The following is a 20,760-nucleotide window of genomic DNA, read 5'->3' on the forward strand; positions in this document are numbered from 1 at the left end:
GAGGCGGGCATGAACGGCGGCCAAGGCGGAGCAGCGCGTCCCGGCTTCGAGCCGACCAGCCGGGCGACCCCCGCGAGCGAGCTGATCGACCGGTTGCGCCGGGTGCTGCGGCCGGAGGACCTCGACTGCGCCTGCCGCGAGCGGCTCGACGGCGCGCTCGAGCGGTTCGACCAGCTCGAACGCCGGCGCGAATCCCGCCGGCAGCTCGCCAAGGCGCGCGATCACAAGGAGCGGATCGCAGCGCTGCTCGGCTTCCTATCCGATCTCGACTCGCTGACCGAGGCGGAGAACGACCGCAGCGTTTTCGAGGAGCTGGCTCTGCTCTTCGCCGAGATTGGCCGCAGCGCCCAGGCGGGCGCGGCGGCGCTGCGCGAGCTTTAGATCGCGCTTCAGGTTTCCTCCCCAAGCGATTCCACGGATGCGAAATTCCGGCCGTCTGGGCGCGGTTCCGGAGACACGTCCGCCGCTGCAGGGGCAGGCCGCGGCCAATCTTCGCGATGTTTGCCATTTCGCAAAGTGCATCGCGCCGCCGCAGCTAATGTTGCGGTGCAGCGAGGGGCTGACGAACCCGCTGCGCTGAAGGAGAAAAAAGATGTTCAAGATGATTCTGGCCGGCGCGTTGATGACCCTGGCCGCGGCCGGCGCGAATGCGGCGGAAGTCGAGGTCAAGATGCTCAACAAGGGCGCTGCCGGAGCCATGGTGTTCGAGCCGGCGCTGATCAAGATCGCGCCCGGCGACACGGTGAAATTCCTGCCGACCGACAAGAGCCACAATGCCGAGAGCATCCCCGAGATGATGCCGGCCGGCGCGGCGCCCTTCATCGGCAAGCTGAACGAGCAGGTCGACATCATTTTCAAGGAGCCCGGTGTCTACGGCATCAAGTGCAAGCCGCATTACGGCATGGGCATGGTCGCGCTGGTCGTGGTCGGCGACCCGACCAATCTCGATGCGGCCGCGGCGGCCAAGCACCCGGGCAAGGCCAAGGCGATCTTCGCCGATCTGGTGGCCAAAGCGAAGTGAGCCGGCCGCGCAGATGCGCCGCCGACCATCATCAGGCTCGTGAAGAGAAGGCGCGGCCGGCCGGCCGCGCCTGTTGCCGCTGGGAGAACCATCATGGCGCCCATTCCGCGACTGCGCTCCTATGAGGGGCCCGCTCTGCTCTCTTATGGCTTTCGTCCGTTCTTTCTGCTCGCGGCGCTGCAGGCCGGGCTGACGATCCTGGTCTGGCTGCCCTTCGTCACCGGGCATCTCACCGTTCCGACGGCGTTCGGGCCGATCGACTGGCATATCCATGAAATGCTGTTCGGCTATCAGGCCGCTGCGATCGCCGGCTTCCTGCTGACCGCGATCCCGAACTGGACCGGCCGGCTTCCGGTTCAGGGCACGCCCTTGCTCGTCCTCGTCCTCGCCTGGCTCGCCGGCCGTATCGCCGTCTCGGCCTCGGCCTGGATCGGCTGGCGCCTGGCCATGGCGGTCGACGCGCTTTTCCTGCTGCTGCTCGCGGCGGCGGCCGCGCGCGAGATTCTGGCCGGCCGCAACTGGCGCAATCTCAAGGTCGTCGTGCTGGTCTGCCTGCTGCTCGCCGCCAATCTCGCCTTCCATCTCGAGGCCGGCCTGACCGGAGGCGCCGAAATCTCCCGGCGGTTCGCCATCGCCGTCGTCCTGATGCTGGTCCTGCTGATCGCCGGCCGGATCGTGCCGAGCTTCACGCGCAACTGGCTGGCGCAGCGCGGCGCGGGGCGCCTGCCCGTGCCCTTCGCCGGTTTCGACAAGCTCGTGCTGGCCGCCAGCGCCATCGCTCTGGTGCTATGGGTCGCGCTGCCGGACTCTCCGGCGAGCGGCCTCGTGCTCGGGATCGCCGCCTTGCTCAATCTCGTCAGATTGGCGCGCTGGGCCGGCGACCGCTGCTGGCGCAATCCGCTGCTGATCATCCTGCATGTCGGCTATCTCTTCGTGCCTGTCGGCTTCGCCCTGACGGCGGCTGCGAGTTTCGGCTTCGTCAGCACCGGCGCCGGCCTTCATGCCTGGACTGCCGGCGCCTTCGGCACCATGACCCTCGCGGTGATGTCGCGGGCCAGCCTCGGCCATACTGGCCGGCCGCTCGTCGCAACGGCCGCGACCCAGGCCTGTTACGTCCTTGTCGTCATCGGCACGGTCGCGCGGATCTGCTCGGCGCTGGGCCATGGCCCGGCCGCGTTGCTGCATGTCGCGGCGTTGTCCTGGTCGCTGGCGTTCCTGGTGTTCGCGCTGGCCTATTGGCAGGTGCTGACCGGCGCCCGCCTCGGCGCGAAGGCGCCATCCGTCGCGCAGCAGGCCTGATTCTCAAGACGGCTGCGAATGGCGTACCGCTCCGGCGGTGCGCTATTCGGCGTTCTCGGCCAGCCGGGTGAGGGCGGCGGCATCGCAGACCACCAGCCGCTGGCGCCCACCCTCGACCAGCCCTTGCGTCTCCCAGGCGCTTAGAATGCGCGAGACCGTATGCAGCGTCGTGCCGGTCATTTCGGCGATGTCGCGGCGCGAGATCGGGAAGTCGACGCGCATCCCGGTCTCGACACGCATACCGGCCTGCTCGACCAGTCGCAGCACCGCATGGGCTACGCGGCGTTCGACCTCCTCGGTCGACATTTCGCGGATGCGGGTATGGGCCTCGTCGAGGCGCTGGCCGATGGTGCGGATCGCGCTCATCGCGAGCTGCGGATTGTTCTCGACGAAACCGTCCCAGGACTCGGTCGGCCAGCTCGCGACCAGACTGTCGACCGCTGCCGTCGCCGTGCCCGGATAGTCGGGGCGGCCGAGGGCCCGGGTGAAGCCGAACAGGTCGCCGGGATGCACGACGCGCACGATGATCTGCTGGCCGTCGCGGGTGACTTGCGTGACCTTCAGCCGGCCGTGCAGCAGGAGGTAGAAGGCCTTGGCCGGGTCGCCCTGCTCGAAGACGGATTCGCCCTGAGGGACCCGGCGTGCATTCGCCTGCGCCGTCATGCGGTCGAGCTGTTCGTCGCCCATCGCCGCGAACAGCGGAATGCTGCGCAGGACGCTGCGGTCCATTCCCACGGTATCGTCTTTCCTTTTGGCGGGCCGGACATCTCGCCCGCGACAAAGCCGCCGGACCCGGCCGGCGGTGCCGGATTTGAGCGCAACCATTGCCAGCATTCAAGCCCGCGCGCTACGCGGAAAGGGCGATCCGCAGACCTGCCAGGGCGCAGAGCAGGGCCGCATAGCCGATGAGCGCTCCGGCGAGCACCCGGCTTTCCTGCTGCAGCCGCATGAAGCCGATCACGAGGAGCGCCGCCTTGACCAGGCTCAATGCGGCGATGGCGAGCCCGCGCGGCAGCGGCGCAAGGTGCAGGCTGGCGAGCAGGCCGAGCCCGGTCGCCAGAAGCAGGGCGCCGAGCACGATGGGGAGCGGCAGATCGCGAAGGGACGACATCTCACCCCAGATAGATAATGGGCAGGATCAGGAGCCAGACCAGGTCGATCGCGTGCCAGATGGCGGCAATGGTCCCGGTCCGGCGCGGCATCGGCCGCCAGGCGATGGCGAGCATGATCAGCGCGACGAAGAGCACATGGGCGAGATGGAAGCCGGTGATCAGGAAATAGAGCTCGACGAGGCGGCTCTCCACGGCGGTGATGGCGGGGATCTCGTGACTATAGGCGACGAGCTTGAGCGCGACGAAGCCGAGCCCGCCGAGCGCGGCGGCGACCAGGTTCCAGCGCGGCCGACGGCCGAAGGCGGCGCGGGCGGCGAAGAAGCCGCTGGTGAGCAGTATCGCCGTGGCGGCGCCGGCGAGCGGCAGGTCGAGTGCGCCATGCAGCTTTGCCAGTGCCGGCGGATCGATCAGCCCGAGGATCAGGAAGGCGACGAGAAACGCGCCGAAGACGGCGAACTCGCTCCAGATCAGGATCCAGAGCAGGAGCTCCATGCCGCCTTCGCTGGTCGGCTGGCCCACGGTGAGGCTGGCCGGCGGAGTGTGTGCGTTCATGCCGGCAGCAGCCTGCGCAGCCCGGCCGGAACCCGGTCCTGCCAGCGCTGCTCCTTGACCAGGCGGAAGCCGAGATTGTCCGGCGGGGTGCCGACCGAGCAGCCGCCGCTCTTGGGATTGCGGATGAACGAGGTCATCACGGCGCGGTGCTGGCCCTCGACCACATAGGCTCCGCAATTCGTGGTCTCGCCGGTCGTCTTGCCGGCGGCGTCGAGCGAGACGCGGCGCAGGCAGCTCTGGGTCCATTCCCAGACATTGCCGGCCATGTCGTGGACGCCGTGCTCATTGGCGCCGAAGCTGCCGACCGGCCGCGGCGCAGGATCGCTCGCCTGCTTGCGGGCGCTCTCGCGGTCATAGTCGGCGAGCCAGCGCAATGCGGGATTGGCGTTGTCGCCGTCGAAGCCACGCGCATCGTCGATGAAGCGCGTGCCGGCCGCGTGAGCCCATTCCCGATCTGTCGGCAGCCGCCATCTCAGCCCCGTCGAAGCCGACAGCCAGGCGGCATAGTCGCTGGCGTCGCCATGGCTGACGCCGGTCGCCGGCAGGTCGCCGCGCGCTGCCTTGCCGTCCAGTCGCTTGCAGGCTCCGGCCGCGACGCAGCGCGTATAGTCGGCGACGGTGACCTGGTAGCGCATGATCACCAGCGGCTTGTCGAGCGTGACAGCGACGCGCGGCGCATCGACCGGCCGCCCGACGCGCAGATATTCGCCGTCGAGCCTGTGCATCATAGTCATCGGCGGCACGATCGCCGTCTGGGGCAGCGGCACCAGCGGGACGGAGGGCCGTGGCTGCGCCGTCAGCAGCAGCGTGGCCGCTCCCGCCATGAACAGGAGTCCGAGCGAGGTCGTCAGCACCGGAAGTCCCATGCGCAGCGTCGTGGCCATCATCGCCTCCTGTTGCCGAAAGAAAGAGCGCCTCCCCGCACGAGGTGGGGAGGCATGGCCGGTCAGATGCCGGCGGGCGCGATGATCTGCTTCATCAGATCGTCATTCCACTCGCCCTCGACCTTGAAATGTCCGGCGGCGCCGAGCTCGAAGGCCTCGATCAGGTTGTGGTTGACATAGGCGTAGATGCCCGGCTGCAGGAAGGTGTAGAGCGCTGCTCCCGCGCAGCCGCCGGGGATGAACCAGGTCTCAAGGTCGCGCTCCGGCGGGTTGCGGAACTTGCCGGTCGCCCAGACATAGTCGCCATGGCCGCCGATCAGATGCGGGCGGGTGTCGCGATTGGCCTGCGAATGGACGATCAGCACGGTTTCGCCAACCTTGGCGGTCAGGGCCGCCTTGCCGGTCAGGGCACCGACCTTGCCGTTGAAGACGACATGGGTCGGGGTCAGGGTACGCATCGCCTTGACGACGTCGTCATGCGACTCGCCGACGCTGGCATAGCGCTTGAAGTTGCCCTTCTCGTCGCGAGGCACATAGAAGTCCTGCTCGCCGACATAGTAGACCTTGTCGTATTTCAGCGCCTTGCCCTGATGGTCCTTCAACCCGTCGCGCGGCAGCACCATGATGGCGCCGTTCATGCCGGCGGTGACGTGCCAGGGGACCATGCCCGGAGGGGCGCAGTGGTAGACGAAGACGCCCGGCCGGGTGGCCTTCCAGCGCAACACGACCTTCTCGCCCGGGTTGACCTCGGTCAGCCCGCCGCCGCCGAGCGCACCTGTCGACGAATGGAAGTCGATATTGTGCATCAGCTCGTTGGTTTCGGCGTTGATCAGCGTCAGCTCGACATAGTCGCCTTCATGCACGACCATCAGCGGGCCGGGGACGGTACCGTTAAAGGTGAAGGCGAAGGTCTCGGTGCCGGCGTCGTCGATGACGATCTTCTTCTCATGGATAGTCATCTCGAACTCGACGAGCTTCGGACCGCCGGTGGCGATCTGCTCATGCGCGTGGACGAACGGGGGATCGACCAGCTTCGGCTTGACGCGCGGCAGCTTGGCCACGTCGGTAGCGCTCGCCTTGGTCATCACGCCCTGGGCCTGCGCCGGAGCGGAAGTCGCGGCCTGGACGATCGCCCCGGTGGCCGCCGCTCCCGCCAGAATGCTGCGGCGGGTCAGTTTGAACTCTTCGCCCATGGCTTGTCTCCTTGCCAACGGCCGGACATCGACCGGTTGAGAAGACTTTAGGACCAGGGCTGAATCGCTCTTTGTCGCAGCGCAACATTTTTGACGATCATGCGCTCAGCGCATGATCGTCGGGGTCATTCGGCGGCAATCATCGCCGGTTCCCAGGCGGGTTCGTAGGTCAGCGCGACCTCCACCGAGGCGACCCCGCTTATGGCGCCGGCTGCCACTGCGACAGCCTCCTTGAGGAAGCCGGCGAGGGGACAGCCGCGCGTGGTCGTCGTCATGGTGATGGCGACCGCGCCTTCAGGCGTCGCGGTGATGTCATAGATCAGGCCGAGATCGACGACGCTACGGCCCATTTCGGGGTCGAGCACGTCGCGCAGGGCGATCTCGACCAGACGTTCCAGCGGGGCGCTCATCAGTGCGCGCTCCCGCCGCCATGGCGGACCAGCAGGCGATAGGTCGCGCCCGGTTCGTCGAAATTGCCGGCCCATTCATGCTGGCGCTTCGCCAGCTCCGGAAACAGGAACACCGGCTCGCGCGCCAGCAGGGCGAACAGCACGTCGCCGGCCTGCAGATCTTCCAGCGCTTCCAGGATTCGGACCATCGGCTCCGGCGGATCGAGATCGCGCAGATCGAGCTCCTCGATCGGCGTTCCCCAGGATACGGCCGAGGGGCTGCTGCCGACGGCGAGGCCCGCCCTGTCGTCCTGCTCCGCCGCAACCGGTGAGAAGGTGACCTCCCAGTCGCCATTGCCGATGGCGCGGTCGCTCGCGGCGAAACCGCGATTGGCCATCACCGAAAACAGCGGCACTGGCCGGAACGGTGCGATCAGGCGCAGCGACTGGCCGGGCGCCAGCGTGCTGACGGCGTCCATGATCGCCTGGAACGGCTCCTCGCCGGCACGCAGCGCCGGCCTGACGTCAAGCTCGCGGATTTGCAGCGGTTCGGTCGTCGACATGAGGTTGTCTCCTTTCCTCGGCGCGTGCCAGCAGCAGCCGCGGGAATTCATGGAAGGGCGGCCGTTGCTCGGCCTTGATTTCGGACAAGCGCCGCACCCTCATCAGCTCGCAGGCGATGCCGGCGGTTCCGAACAGGGCCGGCAGCATGGCATATCTGAAGGCGGTGGCGAGCCCGGCGGCGAGCGCGACGGTCCCGAGCGCGACGCCGGCATAGTAGAGCATGAACCAGAGCCCGGAGCGGGGCATGGCGACGAGATCGCCAACCCGCGGCGCCGGTCCGCGCCCGAGTCGCGAGGCATAGGTTTCGAGCCAGGTCATGAAGGAGACGATCTTCATGAGCTGCGCCAGGGTCAGTCCGCCGAGCCAGCCGAAAACCAGGAGGAAGATCGATGCTGCGAGCCAGCTCTCCGGTGCGTCCGCCGCGGTCACGACGGGCAGAAGCGGCAGCCCGATGCCGAGCGCCGCGAAGGCCGGAATGCTCGCCAGCATGTTGATCTCGAGCGCTTTGCGCCGGCGCGCGCGATAGAGGACGATAATATCGCGGCCATAGAAGGCACTTGCGAGTGCCAGCGCCCCGAGCGGCGCCACGGCGAAGCCGGCCCCGAGCCCTACATCCGCAAGCGGGGCGAGCAGCCCGGCGAGCGCGAGGCCGAGACCGAGGCCGCCGAAGATCAAAACGAGGCGAACCTGCCCGGCCGGCGGCTCCGGCGCCATCAGGAACATGACGAGGAGCCGATAGCTGACGCCGAAGGCGATCAGTCCGAGCCAGCCGCCGAAGCCGAGCAGGGCATGGAAGGGCAGGCCGGCGGGCAGGAGGGCGATCTCTCCGAGCCAGTCGCCGCGGCCGGAGAGGATGGCGGCGAAGGTCGCACCGCTGATAACGGTGACGAGCAGGCAGCCGAGCCCGACCAGGACGAAGCGTGCGAACAGCGTCACCGGCCTCGCGCTCAGCAATGTCGCGACGAGCATCAGCCCGAGCAGTAGGACGCCGCCGAGCAGCGCCAGGGCGGCCAGCGGCAGCAGCGCCACCGGCCAGTCGGTCCAGCCGGCGAGGCTGGCGAAGCCGGCGCAGAGCAAAAGGAGCCCGGATAGAAGCGCAAGCAGCGCCGGCAGGGCGAGCCCCGGAAAGGCGAGGGGGCGCGCGACCAGCACGGGAACGAACTGGAGCAGCGCGCCGGCCATGGCGAGGCTGAGCCAGCCGATCGCCACGACATGGACGACCACGAGAGTCGCGGGTTCGAGGAGCCCGGCGCCGGGATAGCCGATGCCGGCGATGACGAGAAGCTCGGCCGCTAGCAGGAAGCCGAGCGCGGCCGCGAAATAACTCATCGTCCAGCGGGACAGCGACGCCATCGGCATAGCCGGGTCTCCCGAGCGAGGCAGGAGCATCGGACCGGAAAGTGGTTTCGGCTTTCCGGTCCGATGCTGCGAGACAGAAAATGGATCGCCAGTCAGCGGCTCGTCCGGCGCGGCGACCGGGCAGGCATCAGTGGCCGCAGGTGCAGGCCTGGCCTTCGTCATGGCCGCCGCAATCGGCCTCATTGGCCCCGGCATGACCGATCTCGACCTGCCAGATCTCGGGCCCCTGCACGATGTAGGACCAGCTATAGGTGCCGGGATAGCGCGCCTCGATCTGCCGGCGCAGCGGCGCCGGATCGTGATCGTTGACGATACTGAAGCTCTCGCCGGGCGGCAGGCGTTCGAGGATCCCGAAGATCGTCGCATGGCGAACGACCGGCGGGATCATGCGGACGTCGAGGGGTTCGAGCGGCATTGTCGTCATGGTTGTCGGCTCCGGTAGACCCCGAAAATGCGGGGAGCCTGACGAGCCTAGCGGCGTTGCGCCTGCGGCAATTTGTCGAATCTCAAAGAGCGCGCAGGCAACCGCCTCATTGTTCGAGAAACAGCATGGTCGCGATGGCGAGCGACATCAGCACCGCAGCAGTGACGCCGCCCTTCTGGAGCACGCCCATGCGATAGAGCAGCAGCGCCATCACGATGATGGCGGGCGTGGCGACGGCGAGACCCATCTGGGCATCGGTCATGACAGGGCTCCTCAGGCTGCCAGCGCGCGGTAGATCGCGGGCAGGGCGGTCGGCAGACGCTCCAGCTTCGAGACCACGGCATGGCCGTTGCGGCCGAACAGATAGGGGATGTAGGCGCGCGACTCGCGGTCGACCGTCACGGCGAAGACGCAGATGCCGGCGCGGCGTGCCTCGATCACCGCCATGCGGGTGTCCTCCATGGCGAAGCGGCCCTCGTAATGGTCGATGTCGTTGGGCTTGCCGTCGGTCAGCACCAGCAGCAGCTTGCGACGGTCGGGGCGGGCCTTGAGCCCGGCTGCGGCATGGCGGATCGCTGCGCCGATACGGGTGTAGTAGCCCGGCTTCAGCGCGGCGATGCGCGCCTCGACCGCCGGTCCCATCGCCTCGTCGAAGCGCTTCAGCGTCTCGATCCTGACCCAATCGCGCCGGCGCGAGGTGAAGGTCAGGATCTCGTGCCGGTCGCCGCAGGCGGCGAGGCCATGGGCGAAGACGGTGAGCGCCTGCTTCTCGACATCGAGCACGCGCAGATCGTCGAACCAGGAATCGGTCGAGAGCGAGACGTCCATCAAGGTCGTCACTGCGAGATCATGCGCCTGCGGGCGGCTCGCGATATGGATGCGGTCGCTGCCCGGCCCGCCGGCGGCGAGGTCGGCCTGGCGACGCACCACCGCGTCGAGATCGAGATCCGGCCCGTCGATCTGGCCGCGCTGCGGCTCGCGCAGGGGGCGCAAGGCCTCGAACTGGCGGCGCACCTGTCGGACCAGCGCCTGCGTCGCCGGATCGGGGGTGGGGGCAGCGAGTTCCCGCCCGGCGATGGCCGACAGGACGCGGCAATAGTCCTCGCGATAGCTCGCGCTACGAAAATCCCATTCCGGATAGGTCAGAGGCCCGGCCAGCACCGTCTCGTCCATGGCTTCCGGCGGCAGGTCGAGGTCGAAGCGGAAGCGCGAGGCCGGGCGGCCCTTGCGCTCGCTCAGCACCATGTCGTCGAGCTCGTCGGCCGCTTCGGGATCGTGTTCGTCGCTGTCGTCGGAAGGGCGGTCGACTGCGACCATCTCCGACATCGCCAGGATCTTCTCAAAGCGGTTCAGGATGAAGGGGCTGCGTTCGCTCCAGGCTTCCGCCGTCTCGTCGCGGCTGGCGGCATAGGTCTTCATCTCCTCGGCCGCAGTGGGCGGAGTGCCCGGAAGCGGCCTGTCCTCGTCATTGCGGCGCGAACGCGCCAGCTTGCTGGCGCTGGCGAGCGGCCAGAGCGCGACGTCGAGTGCCGGCAGGTAGCCGGGCGGTGCCTTCGCCGGCCAGTCCCCGGCCTCGATGGCGATGTCCTCGCCCCGCAGCAGAGCGCCGATCAGCGCTTCGACCCGGGCTTCGGTCGCCGGCAGGCCGGCACGTCGGCGGGTTTCCAGCGTCGCCGTGGCGAGCCGTCGATAACTCGAAGCGAGCCCCGGGAAGGTCGCCAGGACATCGCCGACCAGTCGGCTCGCTGCGGCAATCAGGGCGAGGTCGCGCCGCAGCGGATCGGTCTCCGTAACGGCGCGCGGCGTCATCCGTGCCATGCAGGCGGTCAGCCAGACATAGAGATCGCGGTTCAGGGCGGCCTCGGGGAAGATGGCGATCTCGGCCGGCAGCTGCAGGCTGTCGGAGGCGCGCAGCGCCTGGGCCAGGCGTTCCTCGCCGAGGCCGACGCGCTGGCGCAGATTGAGCCGGTGGGTCGCGACGCGCTCGCGGGCGGGGACGATCCTGACCCCGGATTCGCCGCCGAAACCACGGAAGCAGACGGCGAGCGCCGGCGCCATCGCGGCCAGGCTCACCGCCGCCTGAGGGTGGTGCGCCAGGCTGCCGGTGTCGCCGACCAGCTTGTGCCAGAAGCGCCCGACGGTTTCCTCGAGCTCGAGGAAGTCCAGCATGGCGCTCTCCTAGCCGAGAACCGCACGAGCGACCTCGACGAGGCCGGCGCGCACTTCGGGCTCATCGGTCAGCGGCTCGATGATCGCCGCCATCACCGCTTCCCGCCGCGGCAGGCCGGCTGCGATCAGGCTCGCGGCATAGACGATCAGGCGGGTCGAGACGCCTTCCTCGATATCCTGGCCCTTCAGGCTGCGCAGCCGCCGGGCGAGGTCGACGAGCGGCGCCACCGCGCTGTCGTCGAGCCCGCTCTCCTGCGCGACCACGGCGATCTCCTTGTCGCGCGGCAGGAAGTCGAAGCTGATCGAGACGAAACGCTGCCGGGTCGAGGGCTTCAGGTTCTTCAGGAGATTCTGGTAGCCGGGGTTGTAGGAGACCGCGAGCATGAAGGCGGGCGGGGCCGTGAGCAGCTCGCCGGTGCGCTCCAGCGGCAGGATGCGCCGGTCGTCGGTCAGGGGATGCAGCACGACGGCGACGTCCTTGCGGGCTTCGACGATCTCGTCGAGATAGCACAGACCGCCTTCGCGCACGGCGCGGGTCAGCGGCCCGTCGACCCAGACGGTCTCGCCGCCCTTGAGCAGATGCCGTCCGGTCAGGTCGGCGGCTGAGAGATCGTCATGGCAGGCCACGGTGAAGAGCGGCAGGCCGAGGCTCGCCGCCATATGGCTGACGAAGCGGGTCTTGCCCGAGCCGGTCGGCCCCTTGAGCAGCAGCGGCAGCCGCTTCTCCCAGGCCTTCTCGAACAGGGCACGTTCATTGCCGGAGGCGCTGTAGGCGGGGATGTCGTAGCCGTCGGCGGGCGGTGCCGCGAGCGGCGGGGGCGAGATCATGTTCATCGGGCAAGTCCCTGGGAAAGCTGTGGGCGAGGGCCCGCCGGCCGGAGCCGGCGGGCCGGGGCGTCATTCCGCCGGCTGGGCGAGGCCGAAGGCTTCCGGCTCGCGCTCGCGGCCGGGCACGAGCACCGCCCAGGCGAACATCAGCGCGGCGATCACCACGACGATCCCGGAGCCGAGCCGGACCCAATAGAACAGGCCGAGCTGGTCCTGGACCTCCATGTAGGACTGACCGAGCACGCGCTGGAGATGGGTCTGCACCACGCCGGCGAAGGTCAGGGCGAAGGTCATCACCATCATCGCCGGCACCATCAGCCAGAAGCTCACGATCGAGAGCCACTGGTTGTAAGGCGCCCGGTTCTTCAGCTCGGGAATGGCGTAGGCCATCACCGCGAGATTCAGCATCACATAGGCGCCGAAGAAGGCGAGGTGGCCATGGGCGGCGGTGAGCTGGGTGCCGTGGGTGTAGTAGTTGGTGAAGGACAGCGTGTTCAGGAAGCCCCAGATGCCGGCGCCGATGAAGGCCATCACCGAGCAGCCGATCGACCAGAGCAGCGCTGCGCGGTTGGGATGGTTACGGCCGGCCTTCCAGGTCATGTGGACGGTGAACAGCACCATGGTGAAGAAGGGCGCAACCTCGAGCGTCGAGAACAGCGAGCCGATCCACTGCCAGTATCCGGGCGCGCCGATCCAGTAATAGTGGTGGCCTGTGCCGAGGATGCCGGAGAACAAAGCGAGGCCGACGATGACATAGAGCCACTTCTCGACCACCTCGCGGTCGACGCCGTTGAGCTTGATCATCAGGAAGGCCAGGACCGAGGCCATGATCAGCTCCCAGACGCCTTCCACCCAAAGGTGGATGACGTACCACCAATACATCTTGTCGAGCGCGAGATTGATCGGGTTGTAGAAGGCGAACAGGAAGAAGATCGCCAGGCCCCACAGGCCGAAAAGCAGGATGTTGGTGACGGTGGTCTTGCGGCCCTTCAGCGAGGTCATGGTGATGTTGAACAGGAAGATCAGCACCACCACGACGATGCCGACCTTGATCGCAAAGGGCTGCTCGAGGAATTCGCGGCCCTCATGGATGCGGAAGAGATAGCCGACCACCGCGACCGCGGCCGCGATGAAGAACAGCCAGAACTGGATGACGGCGAGCTTGGTACTGTAGAGCTCGGTCTGCGCTTCCTCGGGCAGCAGGTAATAGGTCGCGCCCATGAAGCCGAGCAGCAGCCAGACCACCAACGCGTTGGTGTGGATCATGCGCACGATGCTGAAGGGCAGAAGCTCGGACAGCGTATTGGGCAGGACGTAGATCAGCCCGGCGAGGGTTCCGAACGCCACCTGCGCGACGAACAGCGCCAGCGCGCCGTAGAAGTAGAGCATCGCGACGCTTTGGGTCTTGTATCTCGTTGTGTTGTAGCCACTCATGGCTCTCTCCTGTCGCGCTGTCTCAACCGGCATCGTTGGGCGGCCAGTTCTGGGTCTTGATCCGGCTCGTCCATTCCAGGAAATCGGCGAGATCGTTCAGCTCTTGATCGGTGAGGTTGAACTGCGGCATCTGCCGCCGGCCCTCGATCCCGCTCGGCTGCGCAGCCATCCAGGCCTTCAGGCTCTCGCGGGCGCCGGCATGGTCCTTGTCGCCGCCATAGCGCTTCCAGACATTGCCGAGCTCCGGTGCGAAATAGGCGCCTTCGCCGAGCAGCGTATGGCAGTTGATGCAGGAGTTGCGCTCCCAGACATGCTTGCCGCGGGCGACCGCCGGGGTCAGCGTCGCTTCATCGGTCGACTGGGTTCGGATGAACCAGTGGCTATGGGCCGTGAGGCCGACGAAGATGGCGAAGAAGAAGATCGAGCCGCCATAGAAGACGTTTCGCGCCCCCGCCTTTGTCAGACGTTCGGCCATGCATTTCCCCTTCCGCTGAATAGCCGTTGCGGCGGCAAACCGACGAAGGCCGGTGCCGCACTCCCGTCCTGTCGCGAAAGGGAGCGGCCCAGCGATAGCGGGTCGTCCTCCGGGCTTGTTTGCGCATTGGCAAACAGGAACGCGGTGGCCGGCGGCTGTGGACCGTTCTGGAACAGGCGGCGCTTCCGGCCGGGAACCATGCGGCCGGCCAAGCGTTGTCCCAGACCTGCAGTGGCAAGCCAAGGAGGACGACATGGCCGATGTCGGCAATGCGCAGCGGGAGATCCGCAAGATCGCCTACCGGCTCTGGATGGAAGAAGGGCAACCCGAGGGCCGCGATCGCGAGCACTGGGAGAGAGCCAAGGAGATCTGGAACTTTCGCCATCGCAATGACGAGGCCGAAGTCTCGGATCGGCAGATGGAGGCTTCGGGCGGCCGGCACGCCGCGCCGAAAGACGCTACGCCACGGCGCCAGACGCAGTAGCAGCTAGCCGCCAGGCAAGGCGAGGCTAAGTCCTGGAGTTAAAAGGAAGTGCTGGCGTTGCGCGCGATCGCGCGCGGCGCTGAACTCAGGATGCGTTCGGCATGCGCGGCAGCAGGAAGGCCAACAGGCCGACGGCCGGCAGCCAGGAGCAGAGCTTGAAGACCGCGATGATGCCGATCTGGTCGGCCAGCGCGCCGATGCCGGCTGCGGCGATGCCGCCGAGGCCGAAGGCGAGCCCGTAGAACAGGCCGCCGACCAGCCCGACCCGGTGCGGCACGAGATCGATCGCGTAGATCAGGATCGCCGAGAAGGCGCTGGCCATGATCAGGCTGATCAGGATGCTGAGCACGCCGGTCCAGAACAGATCGGCATAGGGCAGCATCAGGGCGAAGGGCAGCGAGCCCAGGATCGAGATCCAGATCACCCGGTCGCGGCCGATCCGGTCGCCGATCATGCCGCCGATGATCACCCCCACCGCACCGACCACGAGATAGAGGAACAGCATGATCTGCGAGAGCTGCAGGCTGATCCCGAAGCGCTCGATCAGGTAGAAGGTGTAGTAGGAGGTGAAGCCCGCCGTGTAGGCGTTCTTCGAGAACAGGATGATGATCAGCATGGTCATCGCCAGCGCGATATGGGCGCGCGGGAGCCGTGCGGCAGCCGGCTCGGGCGGCCTGTCCTTGCTCGCCGCCGCCTGGTCGCGCCGCATCGCGGCATAGCGCGCGCCGGTCCAGGCCATCAGCACCATCGCGGCCAGGGCGACCACCGAGAACCAGGCGAGGCTCTGCTGCCCCCGCGGCACGACGATGACGGCGGCCAGCAACGGGCCGATCGCGTAGCCGGTATGGCCGCCGATCTGGAAGACGCCCTGGGCGAAGCCCTGGCGGCCGGCGGCGGCGTGGCGGGCCATCCGCGTGGCTTCCGGGTGGAACACCGCCGAGCCGAGCCCGACCAGTCCCGCCGAGACCAGCACCATCTCGTAGCTGACCGCGAAGGAGAGCCCGAGCAGGCCGAGCAGGGTCGAGCCCATTCCCGCCACCATCGCATAGGGCCAGGGCCTGCGGTCGGTGATGTAGCCGAGTACCGGCTGGAGCAGCGACGAAGTCACCTGGAAGGCCAACGTGATCAGACCGATCCGCGCGAAGTCGAGCTGATACGCCTCCTTGATCAGCGGGTAGAGCGCCGGGATCATCGACTGGATCAAGTCGTTGAGCAGATGCGCCATGCTGAGCGCCGCCAGCATCGGCATCAGTGGGCGGGCGGCGCGAACATTCAGCGGGATCGAGGTCATGGCGCAGGCTTGGCGGCGGGCGGTCGTTACGTCAATTGGCGGGCGCTGCATCCGGCGCATGGCGACCATGGCGCCAAAGCCGAAATCGCGTCCGCAGGCCGATTTTAGCGGCCCGGTTGTGGCGCTGCCGCCAGCTTGACCTCCGACTTCGACTCTTCATCAGCCTTGAGCCGGCTTTCGCGCAGTGCATTGGCGCTTTCCAGGATCGGATAGCCGATCGCCACCGCGTGGCCATGGATGCGCTTGAGGTCGCGGATGATGTCGAGATGGATCGCGCTGGTCTCGATCGATTCCGGCCGGCCGCTGCGCAGGCGCTCGAAATGGCTCTCGGCGGCGTGGCGCTCGGCGTCGCGCATCGGCGCCTTCTCGGCGAAGAGCTGGCGCGCCAGCGCGACGTCGCGGGTCGCGAAGACGTTGAGCGCGAGGCGTAGCCCGGAGGCGACGCGCTGGTGGAAATCGCGGATCTCGGCGAGGCCTTCCGGCGAGAAGGCGTAGCGCTTGCGGATCTTCTTCTCGCCGAGCTCGCGCAGATTCTTGTCGATGATGTCGCCGATATGCTCGAGATTGGTGATCAGCGTGATGATCTCGACCAGCCGGCGGCTCTCGGCCTCGCTCAGCTCGTTGCGCGAGACCTTCACCAGATAGAGCTTGATCGATTCATGGATGGCGTCGACGCCGTCATCCGCCTGGGCGATGGCGCGCGAGAGCTTGAGCTCGTCCTTGCCGATCATCTCCATGGTGTCGTGCAGCATGGCCTCGACGCGGTCGCCGAGGCTGAGCGCCTCGCGCATCGCGCCGGCCAGCGCCTCGGTCGGACTGTCGAGCACGCTCGGGTCGAGATGACGCGGCTTGACGACGGCGTCGGTCGCCTTCTGGCCCGGCATGAACCGCGCGACGAGAGCCGAAATCGGTCCGACGAAGGGCAGGAAGATCAGCGCGCCGACCAGGTTGAGCGCGACATGGAACTCGATGGCGAGGCGCGGGTCCTGTCCTGGCAGGGCCTGCAGCCAGGCCGAGAGCGGCTTGGCGAAGGGCAGCAGGACGGCGACGAGGATCAGCCGCGTCAGGAGGTTGCCGATGGCGGCACGGCGCTGCGCGGCCGGCGCGCCGAGCTGGTTGAGCACCGGGATGAGCGCATTGCCGAGATTGGCGCCGAGCACCAGCGCGACCGCCGTCGCCGGCGGAAACAGGCCGGAGGCCGCGAATGTCGCGATCAGCAGGATGATCGCGATGCTCGAATGGGTCAGCCAGGTCGCGGCGACGGCGACCAGGATCGCCAGCAGCGGCTCGCCGGCGAGCGCGCCGAGCACGGTGCGGAAGGTGGGCGACTGGGCCAGTGGGGCGGCGGCGGCGTTGAGCTCGATCAGCGACAGCAGGATCAGCCCGATTCCGACGAGGACGCGCCCGATATTGCGGGCCCGGTCCATCGCTTCATGGCCGAGATAGAGCGCGACGCCGAGCGCGACGCACACGCCCCAGACCCAGCCGAGATCCATCGAGATGACGAAGGCGGCGAGCGCCGTGCCGAGATTGGCGCCGAGCAATACCGCCAGTGCCATGGCCGGGACGATGAGGTCGCGGCCGGCGAAAGAGGAAACGAGGAGCGTCGTCGCCGTCGAGCTCTGCAAGACCATGGTGACGGCGATACCGCTGCCGAAGGCGGCGAAGCGATTGCGGGTGAAGCTCTGCAACGCCTGCCGCAGCGAGACGCCGAAGGCGCGCATGGCCCCCGTTCGCACCAGCCGCACCGCCCAGATCAGCAGCGCGACGCCGCCGGCAAGGTGGATGAGAATGGTGGTGGCGTTGTCGCTTGGGTTCATCGTGCAGAGGGTCTTTCCGAGATTTTATCGACTCAGGGCCGCAGCATAGCCCGGATTCTTGAGATTTTCATTAGCCAGCTTACCGCCTATGCACGCCAAACATGCTGATATTGCGGCAGAAATCAGCGATCTGAGAATCGTGATTCTTCGTGCTCAGGTCAGGCGGGCGGGATCAGGGTGATGCCCGATCCGGCGAAACCGAGCGTCACCGGTGTGCCCGGCGCCAGCATGCCATGGGTACCGTGGCGGACGACGAAAAGCTCGCCGAGCTCGGTGGCGACCATGATGTCCTGATGGTTGCCGAGATAGGTGCATTTGCGCACCGTGCCGGGCAGCGAAGCGCCGGCCGCCGGGCCGTCGATGAGAAGGCTCTCGGGGCGAATCGCGATCCGGGCGGGGCCGGGAGGCAGGCCGCGCGCCGGCAGCGACAGGATCGCAGGGCCGAGCGCCGTCTCCGCGGTGTCCCCGGCGACCGAGCGGATCGTGACGTCGAGCAGATTGGCGTCGCCGATGAAGTCGGCGACGAAGGCGTTGACCGGCTGTTCGTAGAGCTCTCGCGGTGCACCTTCCTGAGCGATCCTGGCGTTCGACATCACGATGATCCGATCGGAGACGGCGAGCGCCTCCTCCTGGTCGTGGGTGACATAGGCGACGGTCAGGTTGAGGTTCTGCTGCAGCTCGCGGATTTCCTCGCGCACGCGCCGGCGCAGCTTGGCGTCGAGATTGGAGAGCGGCTCGTCGAAGAGCAGCACCTGCGGCTCCAGCACCAGCGCGCGGGCGACCGCGACGCGCTGCTGCTGCCCGCCCGACAATTCCGACGGAAGGCGCTTCTCGAAGCCCTTGAGGCCGACCAAGGCGAGCTTCTCCAGCGCCATCTCGCGCGCCGTTTCCTTCGGCAGGCCCTTCACGATCGGCCCATAGGCGGCGTTCTCCAGCACGTTCATATGCGGAAAGAGCGCATAGGACTGGAACACCATGCTGACGTCGCGGTCGGCCGCCGAGAGCTTGGTGACGTCCTTGCCGCCGATCAGGATCTGGCCTGCGCTGGCGATCTCGAGCCCAGCGATCATCCGCAGCGTTGTGGTCTTGCCGCAGCCGGAAGGGCCGAGCAGCGTCACCAGCTTGCCCGCCTCGATGTCGAAGCTGACATTGTCGACGGCCGTGACCGCACCATAGCGCATGCTGACATTGCGGAATTCGACGGAGGCGGGGCCCTGCCTGGTCATCGCAGTACGGTATCCTTACTTGACTGGCTCGGCGGCCGAGGTCGCGAGGGCTGGCGCGCTGCGGCGGCCGAGCTTGCGCTCGCCGACGCCGAGCTGGATCAGGCTGATGCCGATGGCCATGACCACGATCAGCACCGAGGAATAGGCGATCGCCAGCCCGAACTCGCCGGCCTCGACCCGCCCGACGATATAGGCGGTGGCGAGGTTGTACTCGGCCGAAACCAGGAAGATCACGGCGCTGACCGTCGTCATGCTGCGCACGAAGCTGTAGACCAAGGCCGCGACGAGGGCGGGGCGCAGCAAGGGCAGCACGACCCGCCAGAGCGTGGTGAAGCTGCGGGCCGAGAGCGTGGCCGAAGCCTCGTCCAGGCTCTTGTCGATCTGCGAGAGGCCTGCGATGCCGGAGCGCACGCCGACCGGCATGTTGCGGAAGACGAAGGCGATGACGAGGATCAGGCCGGTGCCGGTGATCTCGACCGGCGGCACGTTGAAGGCGAGGATATAGGCGACGCCGAGAACAGTGCCGGGAATGGCGAAGCTCAGCATGGTCGCGAATTCCAGCGCGCCGCGGCCGGCGAAGCGCTGGCGCGTCAGCAGATAGGCCGTCAGCAGGCCGACCAGCGCCGTCAGCGGCGCCGAGATCGCCGCCAGCTTCAGCGTGGTGAAGAAGGACGGCCAGGCCGAGCCGTCGAAATGCAGGCCGCGGCTGAGATCGACCGAGAAGCCGGTGATGTAGTGCTGCAGCGTCGGGGTGTAGTCGCGCCCCATCGTCTTCACGAAGCCGCCCATCAGGATGACGATGTAGATGATCGCGGTCAGTGCTACCCAGGGCACGATCACCAGCGCGGCGATCCAGGTGATGCGTCGCGGCAAGGGGGTCGGCAGGCCGGAATCGCCCTTGCCGGTGACGGTCGTGTAGGACTTGCTGCCGAGCCAGCGCTGCTGCGCCCAGAAGGCGGCGAGCGTGAAACCGAGCAGCACGATGGCGAGTACCGCCGCCTGGCCCTGGTTATGCGCGGCGCCGACGACGGCAAAGAAGATCTTGGTCGAAAGCACCTCGAAATTGCCGCCGAGTACCAGCGGGTTGCCGAAATCGGCCATGCTCTCGACGAAGCCGAGCAGGAACGAGTTGGCGAGGCCGGGCCGCAGCAATGGCCAGGTCACGGTGCGGAACGTCGTCCAGCGCTTGGCGCCGAGCGTCTGCGAGGCCTCTTCCAGGCTGGGCGCGATGCCTTGCACCACGCCGATCAGGACCAGGAAGGCGATCGGTGCGAAGGCGAGCACCTGCGCCAGCAGCACCCCCGGCAGGCCGTAGATCCAGCGCGAACGCGGGATGCCGAACCACTCGAACAGCACCGTCGAGACCAGGCCGGAGCGGCCGAAGAGCAGGATCAGCGCGAGGCCGATGACGAAGGGCGGCGTGATGATCGGCAGGACGGTGAGCAGGCGCATGGCCCGCTTGCCGGGCATGCCGGTGCGCAGGATCAGGAGCGCACAGGCGAGGCCGAGCAGGGTGGTGATGATGCCGGTCAGCACCGCCAGGATCAGCGTGTTCCAGGCGACGCCGCAATTGGTGTTGGCGGTGAGGCAGCCGAGTCCCCAGATGCTGGGGCTGAGGAAGCGCTCGCCGAAATCGGCGAGCGCCAGCGTCCCGTCGGAATCGACGAGCGCGCTCTGCAGGATCGTCGCCACCGGCAGGAAGATGAACAGGCTGATCAGCAGCACGACGATGCCGATCGAGGAGGTCGTGAACAGATCGCCGCGGCAGACCCCGCGATAGGCCAGGCCGTGGCAGAGCAGCAGCAGCAGCGACAGCACGGTCAGGAAGGCGCCGAAGCCCATCCCGGGCTGGGCGGCGCCGGCACCGCCCAGCAAGGCCGCGAGCCAGGGAATGCCCTGGCCCTTCAGCGTGACGGCGAAGCCCTGGGCGAAGAAGAGGACGAGACCGGCGAAACCGGCCCAGGCCAGAATCTTCCCCGTGGCGGGGGACGACTCCCTGCCGCTCAGCAGAGTCGCGACGAGCAGGACGAGGCCGATCGGCAGCAGCCAGGGCGCGGCGCCTGAAAGCGCCAGCGCCAGTGCGGTTCCGGCCTTGCCGAATGGGTAGCCTGCGAGCCAGCCGAATCCGGTCAGGCTCATCCCCTCGGCAAGATACCAGGGGATGAGCGCATAGCCGAGCCAGCCGACCAGCAGCGCGAGCCGGGTCGCGGAACGCATCGTCTTCAGTCCTCTCGTC

The 20,760-nt window shown here is 67.6% G+C and carries 22 protein-coding genes; 4 read left to right on the forward strand and 18 right to left on the reverse strand.

What is annotated here, in order from left to right:
• Positions 1-9: 9 nt before the first annotated feature.
• From AC3RCC_RS14670 to AC3RCC_RS14680, 3 genes are all read left to right on the forward strand, one after another.
• On the forward strand, positions 10-381 hold the full coding sequence (locus AC3RCC_RS14670; RefSeq protein ID WP_291634779.1) for a hypothetical protein: 372 nt from the start codon (positions 10-12) through the stop codon (positions 379-381).
• Between the two features lie 211 nt (positions 382-592).
• Positions 593-1,021, forward strand: a complete 429-nt coding sequence (locus AC3RCC_RS14675; protein ID WP_492255732.1) for a pseudoazurin — start codon at positions 593-595, stop codon at positions 1,019-1,021.
• A 93-nt stretch (positions 1,022-1,114) separates the two neighbouring features.
• Positions 1,115-2,320, forward strand: a complete 1,206-nt coding sequence (locus AC3RCC_RS14680) for an NnrS family protein (RefSeq protein ID WP_291645536.1) — start codon at positions 1,115-1,117, stop codon at positions 2,318-2,320.
• 42 nt (positions 2,321-2,362) lie between these two features.
• Here AC3RCC_RS14680 and AC3RCC_RS14685 read toward each other — a convergent pair whose 3' ends face one another.
• From AC3RCC_RS14685 to AC3RCC_RS14750, 14 genes are all read right to left on the reverse strand, one after another.
• The gene (locus AC3RCC_RS14685) at positions 2,363-3,055 is read right to left on the reverse strand and encodes a Crp/Fnr family transcriptional regulator (protein ID WP_492255733.1); all 693 of its coding nucleotides are present in this window, start codon (positions 3,053-3,055) and stop codon (positions 2,363-2,365) included.
• A gap of 112 nt (positions 3,056-3,167) precedes the next feature.
• Complete coding sequence (locus AC3RCC_RS14690; RefSeq protein ID WP_291645535.1) at positions 3,168-3,431, reverse strand: hypothetical protein; 264 nt, start codon at positions 3,429-3,431, stop codon at positions 3,168-3,170.
• Between the two features lies 1 nt (position 3,432).
• Positions 3,433-3,984, reverse strand: coding sequence for a cytochrome c oxidase subunit 3 family protein (locus AC3RCC_RS14695; RefSeq protein WP_492255734.1), 552 nt, complete (start codon positions 3,982-3,984; stop codon positions 3,433-3,435).
• Positions 3,981-4,868, reverse strand: coding sequence for an SUMF1/EgtB/PvdO family nonheme iron enzyme (locus tag AC3RCC_RS14700; protein WP_291645533.1), 888 nt, complete (start codon positions 4,866-4,868; stop codon positions 3,981-3,983). The genes AC3RCC_RS14695 and AC3RCC_RS14700 overlap by 4 nt, the downstream gene beginning before the upstream one ends.
• Positions 4,869-4,930: 62 nt before the next feature.
• Positions 4,931-6,061, reverse strand: a complete 1,131-nt coding sequence (gene nirK / locus AC3RCC_RS14705; protein WP_492255735.1) for a copper-containing nitrite reductase — start codon at positions 6,059-6,061, stop codon at positions 4,931-4,933.
• 125 nt (positions 6,062-6,186) lie between these two features.
• Entirely contained in the window at positions 6,187-6,471 is a 285-nt protein-coding gene (locus tag AC3RCC_RS14710; RefSeq protein WP_492255736.1) for a metal-sulfur cluster assembly factor, read from the reverse strand.
• On the reverse strand, positions 6,471-7,013 hold the full coding sequence (locus AC3RCC_RS14715; RefSeq protein ID WP_291634761.1) for a DUF2249 domain-containing protein: 543 nt from the start codon (positions 7,011-7,013) through the stop codon (positions 6,471-6,473). Before AC3RCC_RS14715 ends, AC3RCC_RS14710 begins: the two co-directional genes overlap by 1 nt.
• Complete coding sequence (locus tag AC3RCC_RS14720) at positions 6,976-8,367, reverse strand: hypothetical protein (protein WP_492255737.1); 1,392 nt, start codon at positions 8,365-8,367, stop codon at positions 6,976-6,978. The genes AC3RCC_RS14715 and AC3RCC_RS14720 overlap by 38 nt, the downstream gene beginning before the upstream one ends.
• Positions 8,368-8,500: 133 nt before the next feature.
• Positions 8,501-8,797 carry a DUF2249 domain-containing protein gene (locus AC3RCC_RS14725; protein ID WP_291634757.1) on the reverse strand — a complete coding sequence of 99 codons (297 nt, stop codon included), beginning with the start codon at positions 8,795-8,797 and terminating at the stop codon, positions 8,501-8,503.
• A 106-nt stretch (positions 8,798-8,903) separates the two neighbouring features.
• The gene (locus AC3RCC_RS14730; protein WP_184231634.1) at positions 8,904-9,059 is read right to left on the reverse strand and encodes a hypothetical protein; all 156 of its coding nucleotides are present in this window, start codon (positions 9,057-9,059) and stop codon (positions 8,904-8,906) included.
• An 11-nt stretch (positions 9,060-9,070) separates the two neighbouring features.
• Positions 9,071-10,966: a nitric oxide reductase activation protein NorD gene (locus AC3RCC_RS14735; RefSeq protein ID WP_492255738.1), complete on the reverse strand. Its 1,896-nt coding sequence runs from the start codon at positions 10,964-10,966 to the stop codon at positions 9,071-9,073.
• Positions 10,967-10,975: 9 nt separating this feature from the next.
• Positions 10,976-11,794 carry a CbbQ/NirQ/NorQ/GpvN family protein gene (locus AC3RCC_RS14740; protein ID WP_465247469.1) on the reverse strand — a complete coding sequence of 273 codons (819 nt, stop codon included), beginning with the start codon at positions 11,792-11,794 and terminating at the stop codon, positions 10,976-10,978.
• 69 nt (positions 11,795-11,863) lie between these two features.
• Positions 11,864-13,228, reverse strand: coding sequence for a cbb3-type cytochrome c oxidase subunit I (locus AC3RCC_RS14745; RefSeq protein WP_291634748.1), 1,365 nt, complete (start codon positions 13,226-13,228; stop codon positions 11,864-11,866).
• A gap of 22 nt (positions 13,229-13,250) precedes the next feature.
• Entirely contained in the window at positions 13,251-13,703 is a 453-nt protein-coding gene (locus AC3RCC_RS14750) for a c-type cytochrome (RefSeq protein ID WP_291634747.1), read from the reverse strand.
• A 253-nt stretch (positions 13,704-13,956) separates the two neighbouring features.
• Here AC3RCC_RS14750 and AC3RCC_RS14755 point away from each other — a divergent pair, with 253 nt between their 5' ends.
• Positions 13,957-14,187, forward strand: a complete 231-nt coding sequence (locus AC3RCC_RS14755) for a DUF2934 domain-containing protein (RefSeq protein ID WP_291645525.1) — start codon at positions 13,957-13,959, stop codon at positions 14,185-14,187.
• A gap of 85 nt (positions 14,188-14,272) precedes the next feature.
• On the opposite strand, the gene AC3RCC_RS14760 is transcribed toward AC3RCC_RS14755, so the two are convergent.
• The 4 genes from AC3RCC_RS14760 to AC3RCC_RS14775 form a co-directional block, all read right to left on the reverse strand.
• On the reverse strand, positions 14,273-15,478 hold the full coding sequence (locus AC3RCC_RS14760; RefSeq protein ID WP_492255739.1) for an MFS transporter: 1,206 nt from the start codon (positions 15,476-15,478) through the stop codon (positions 14,273-14,275).
• A gap of 104 nt (positions 15,479-15,582) precedes the next feature.
• A complete protein-coding gene (locus tag AC3RCC_RS14765; protein ID WP_291634741.1) occupies positions 15,583-17,298 on the reverse strand; it encodes a Na/Pi cotransporter family protein in 1,716 nt (571 codons plus the stop codon).
• 158 nt (positions 17,299-17,456) lie between these two features.
• Complete coding sequence (locus AC3RCC_RS14770; protein WP_492255740.1) at positions 17,457-18,524, reverse strand: ABC transporter ATP-binding protein; 1,068 nt, start codon at positions 18,522-18,524, stop codon at positions 17,457-17,459.
• Positions 18,525-18,539: 15 nt separating this feature from the next.
• Positions 18,540-20,741 (reverse strand): ABC transporter permease, encoded by a 2,202-nt coding sequence (locus tag AC3RCC_RS14775; protein ID WP_492255741.1) that lies wholly within the window; start codon positions 20,739-20,741, stop codon positions 18,540-18,542.
• Between the last annotated feature and the right edge of the window lie 19 nt (positions 20,742-20,760).

This window comes from Allobosea sp. GW823-FHT01F03 (assembly GCF_058798075.1).

Excerpts from the sequence above, each read along its gene's own strand:
- AC3RCC_RS14670 (WP_291634779.1), top strand. The coding sequence starts at position 10 with ATGAACGGCGGCCAAGGCGGAGCAGCGCGTCCCGGCTTCGAGCCGACC.
- AC3RCC_RS14675 (WP_492255732.1), top strand. The coding sequence starts at position 593 with ATGTTCAAGATGATTCTGGCCGGCGCGTTGATGACCCTGGCCGCGGCC.
- AC3RCC_RS14680 (WP_291645536.1), top strand. The coding sequence starts at position 1,115 with ATGGCGCCCATTCCGCGACTGCGCTCCTATGAGGGGCCCGCTCTGCTC.
- AC3RCC_RS14690 (WP_291645535.1), bottom strand. The coding sequence starts at position 3,431 with ATGTCGTCCCTTCGCGATCTGCCGCTCCCCATCGTGCTCGGCGCCCTG.
- AC3RCC_RS14695 (WP_492255734.1), bottom strand. The coding sequence starts at position 3,984 with ATGAACGCACACACTCCGCCGGCCAGCCTCACCGTGGGCCAGCCGACC.
- AC3RCC_RS14700 (WP_291645533.1), bottom strand. The coding sequence starts at position 4,868 with ATGGCCACGACGCTGCGCATGGGACTTCCGGTGCTGACGACCTCGCTC.
- nirK (WP_492255735.1), bottom strand. The coding sequence starts at position 6,061 with ATGGGCGAAGAGTTCAAACTGACCCGCCGCAGCATTCTGGCGGGAGCG.
- AC3RCC_RS14710 (WP_492255736.1), bottom strand. The coding sequence starts at position 6,471 with ATGAGCGCCCCGCTGGAACGTCTGGTCGAGATCGCCCTGCGCGACGTG.
- AC3RCC_RS14715 (WP_291634761.1), bottom strand. The coding sequence starts at position 7,013 with ATGTCGACGACCGAACCGCTGCAAATCCGCGAGCTTGACGTCAGGCCG.
- AC3RCC_RS14720 (WP_492255737.1), bottom strand. The coding sequence starts at position 8,367 with ATGGCGTCGCTGTCCCGCTGGACGATGAGTTATTTCGCGGCCGCGCTC.
- AC3RCC_RS14725 (WP_291634757.1), bottom strand. The coding sequence starts at position 8,797 with ATGACGACAATGCCGCTCGAACCCCTCGACGTCCGCATGATCCCGCCG.
- AC3RCC_RS14730 (WP_184231634.1), bottom strand. The coding sequence starts at position 9,059 with ATGACCGATGCCCAGATGGGTCTCGCCGTCGCCACGCCCGCCATCATC.
- AC3RCC_RS14735 (WP_492255738.1), bottom strand. The coding sequence starts at position 10,966 with ATGCTGGACTTCCTCGAGCTCGAGGAAACCGTCGGGCGCTTCTGGCAC.
- AC3RCC_RS14740 (WP_465247469.1), bottom strand. The coding sequence starts at position 11,794 with ATGATCTCGCCCCCGCCGCTCGCGGCACCGCCCGCCGACGGCTACGAC.
- AC3RCC_RS14745 (WP_291634748.1), bottom strand. The coding sequence starts at position 13,228 with ATGAGTGGCTACAACACAACGAGATACAAGACCCAAAGCGTCGCGATG.
- AC3RCC_RS14750 (WP_291634747.1), bottom strand. The coding sequence starts at position 13,703 with ATGGCCGAACGTCTGACAAAGGCGGGGGCGCGAAACGTCTTCTATGGC.
- AC3RCC_RS14755 (WP_291645525.1), top strand. The coding sequence starts at position 13,957 with ATGGCCGATGTCGGCAATGCGCAGCGGGAGATCCGCAAGATCGCCTAC.
- AC3RCC_RS14760 (WP_492255739.1), bottom strand. The coding sequence starts at position 15,478 with ATGACCTCGATCCCGCTGAATGTTCGCGCCGCCCGCCCACTGATGCCG.
- AC3RCC_RS14765 (WP_291634741.1), bottom strand. The coding sequence starts at position 17,298 with ATGAACCCAAGCGACAACGCCACCACCATTCTCATCCACCTTGCCGGC.
- AC3RCC_RS14770 (WP_492255740.1), bottom strand. The coding sequence starts at position 18,524 with ATGACCAGGCAGGGCCCCGCCTCCGTCGAATTCCGCAATGTCAGCATG.
- AC3RCC_RS14775 (WP_492255741.1), bottom strand. The coding sequence starts at position 20,741 with ATGCGTTCCGCGACCCGGCTCGCGCTGCTGGTCGGCTGGCTCGGCTAT.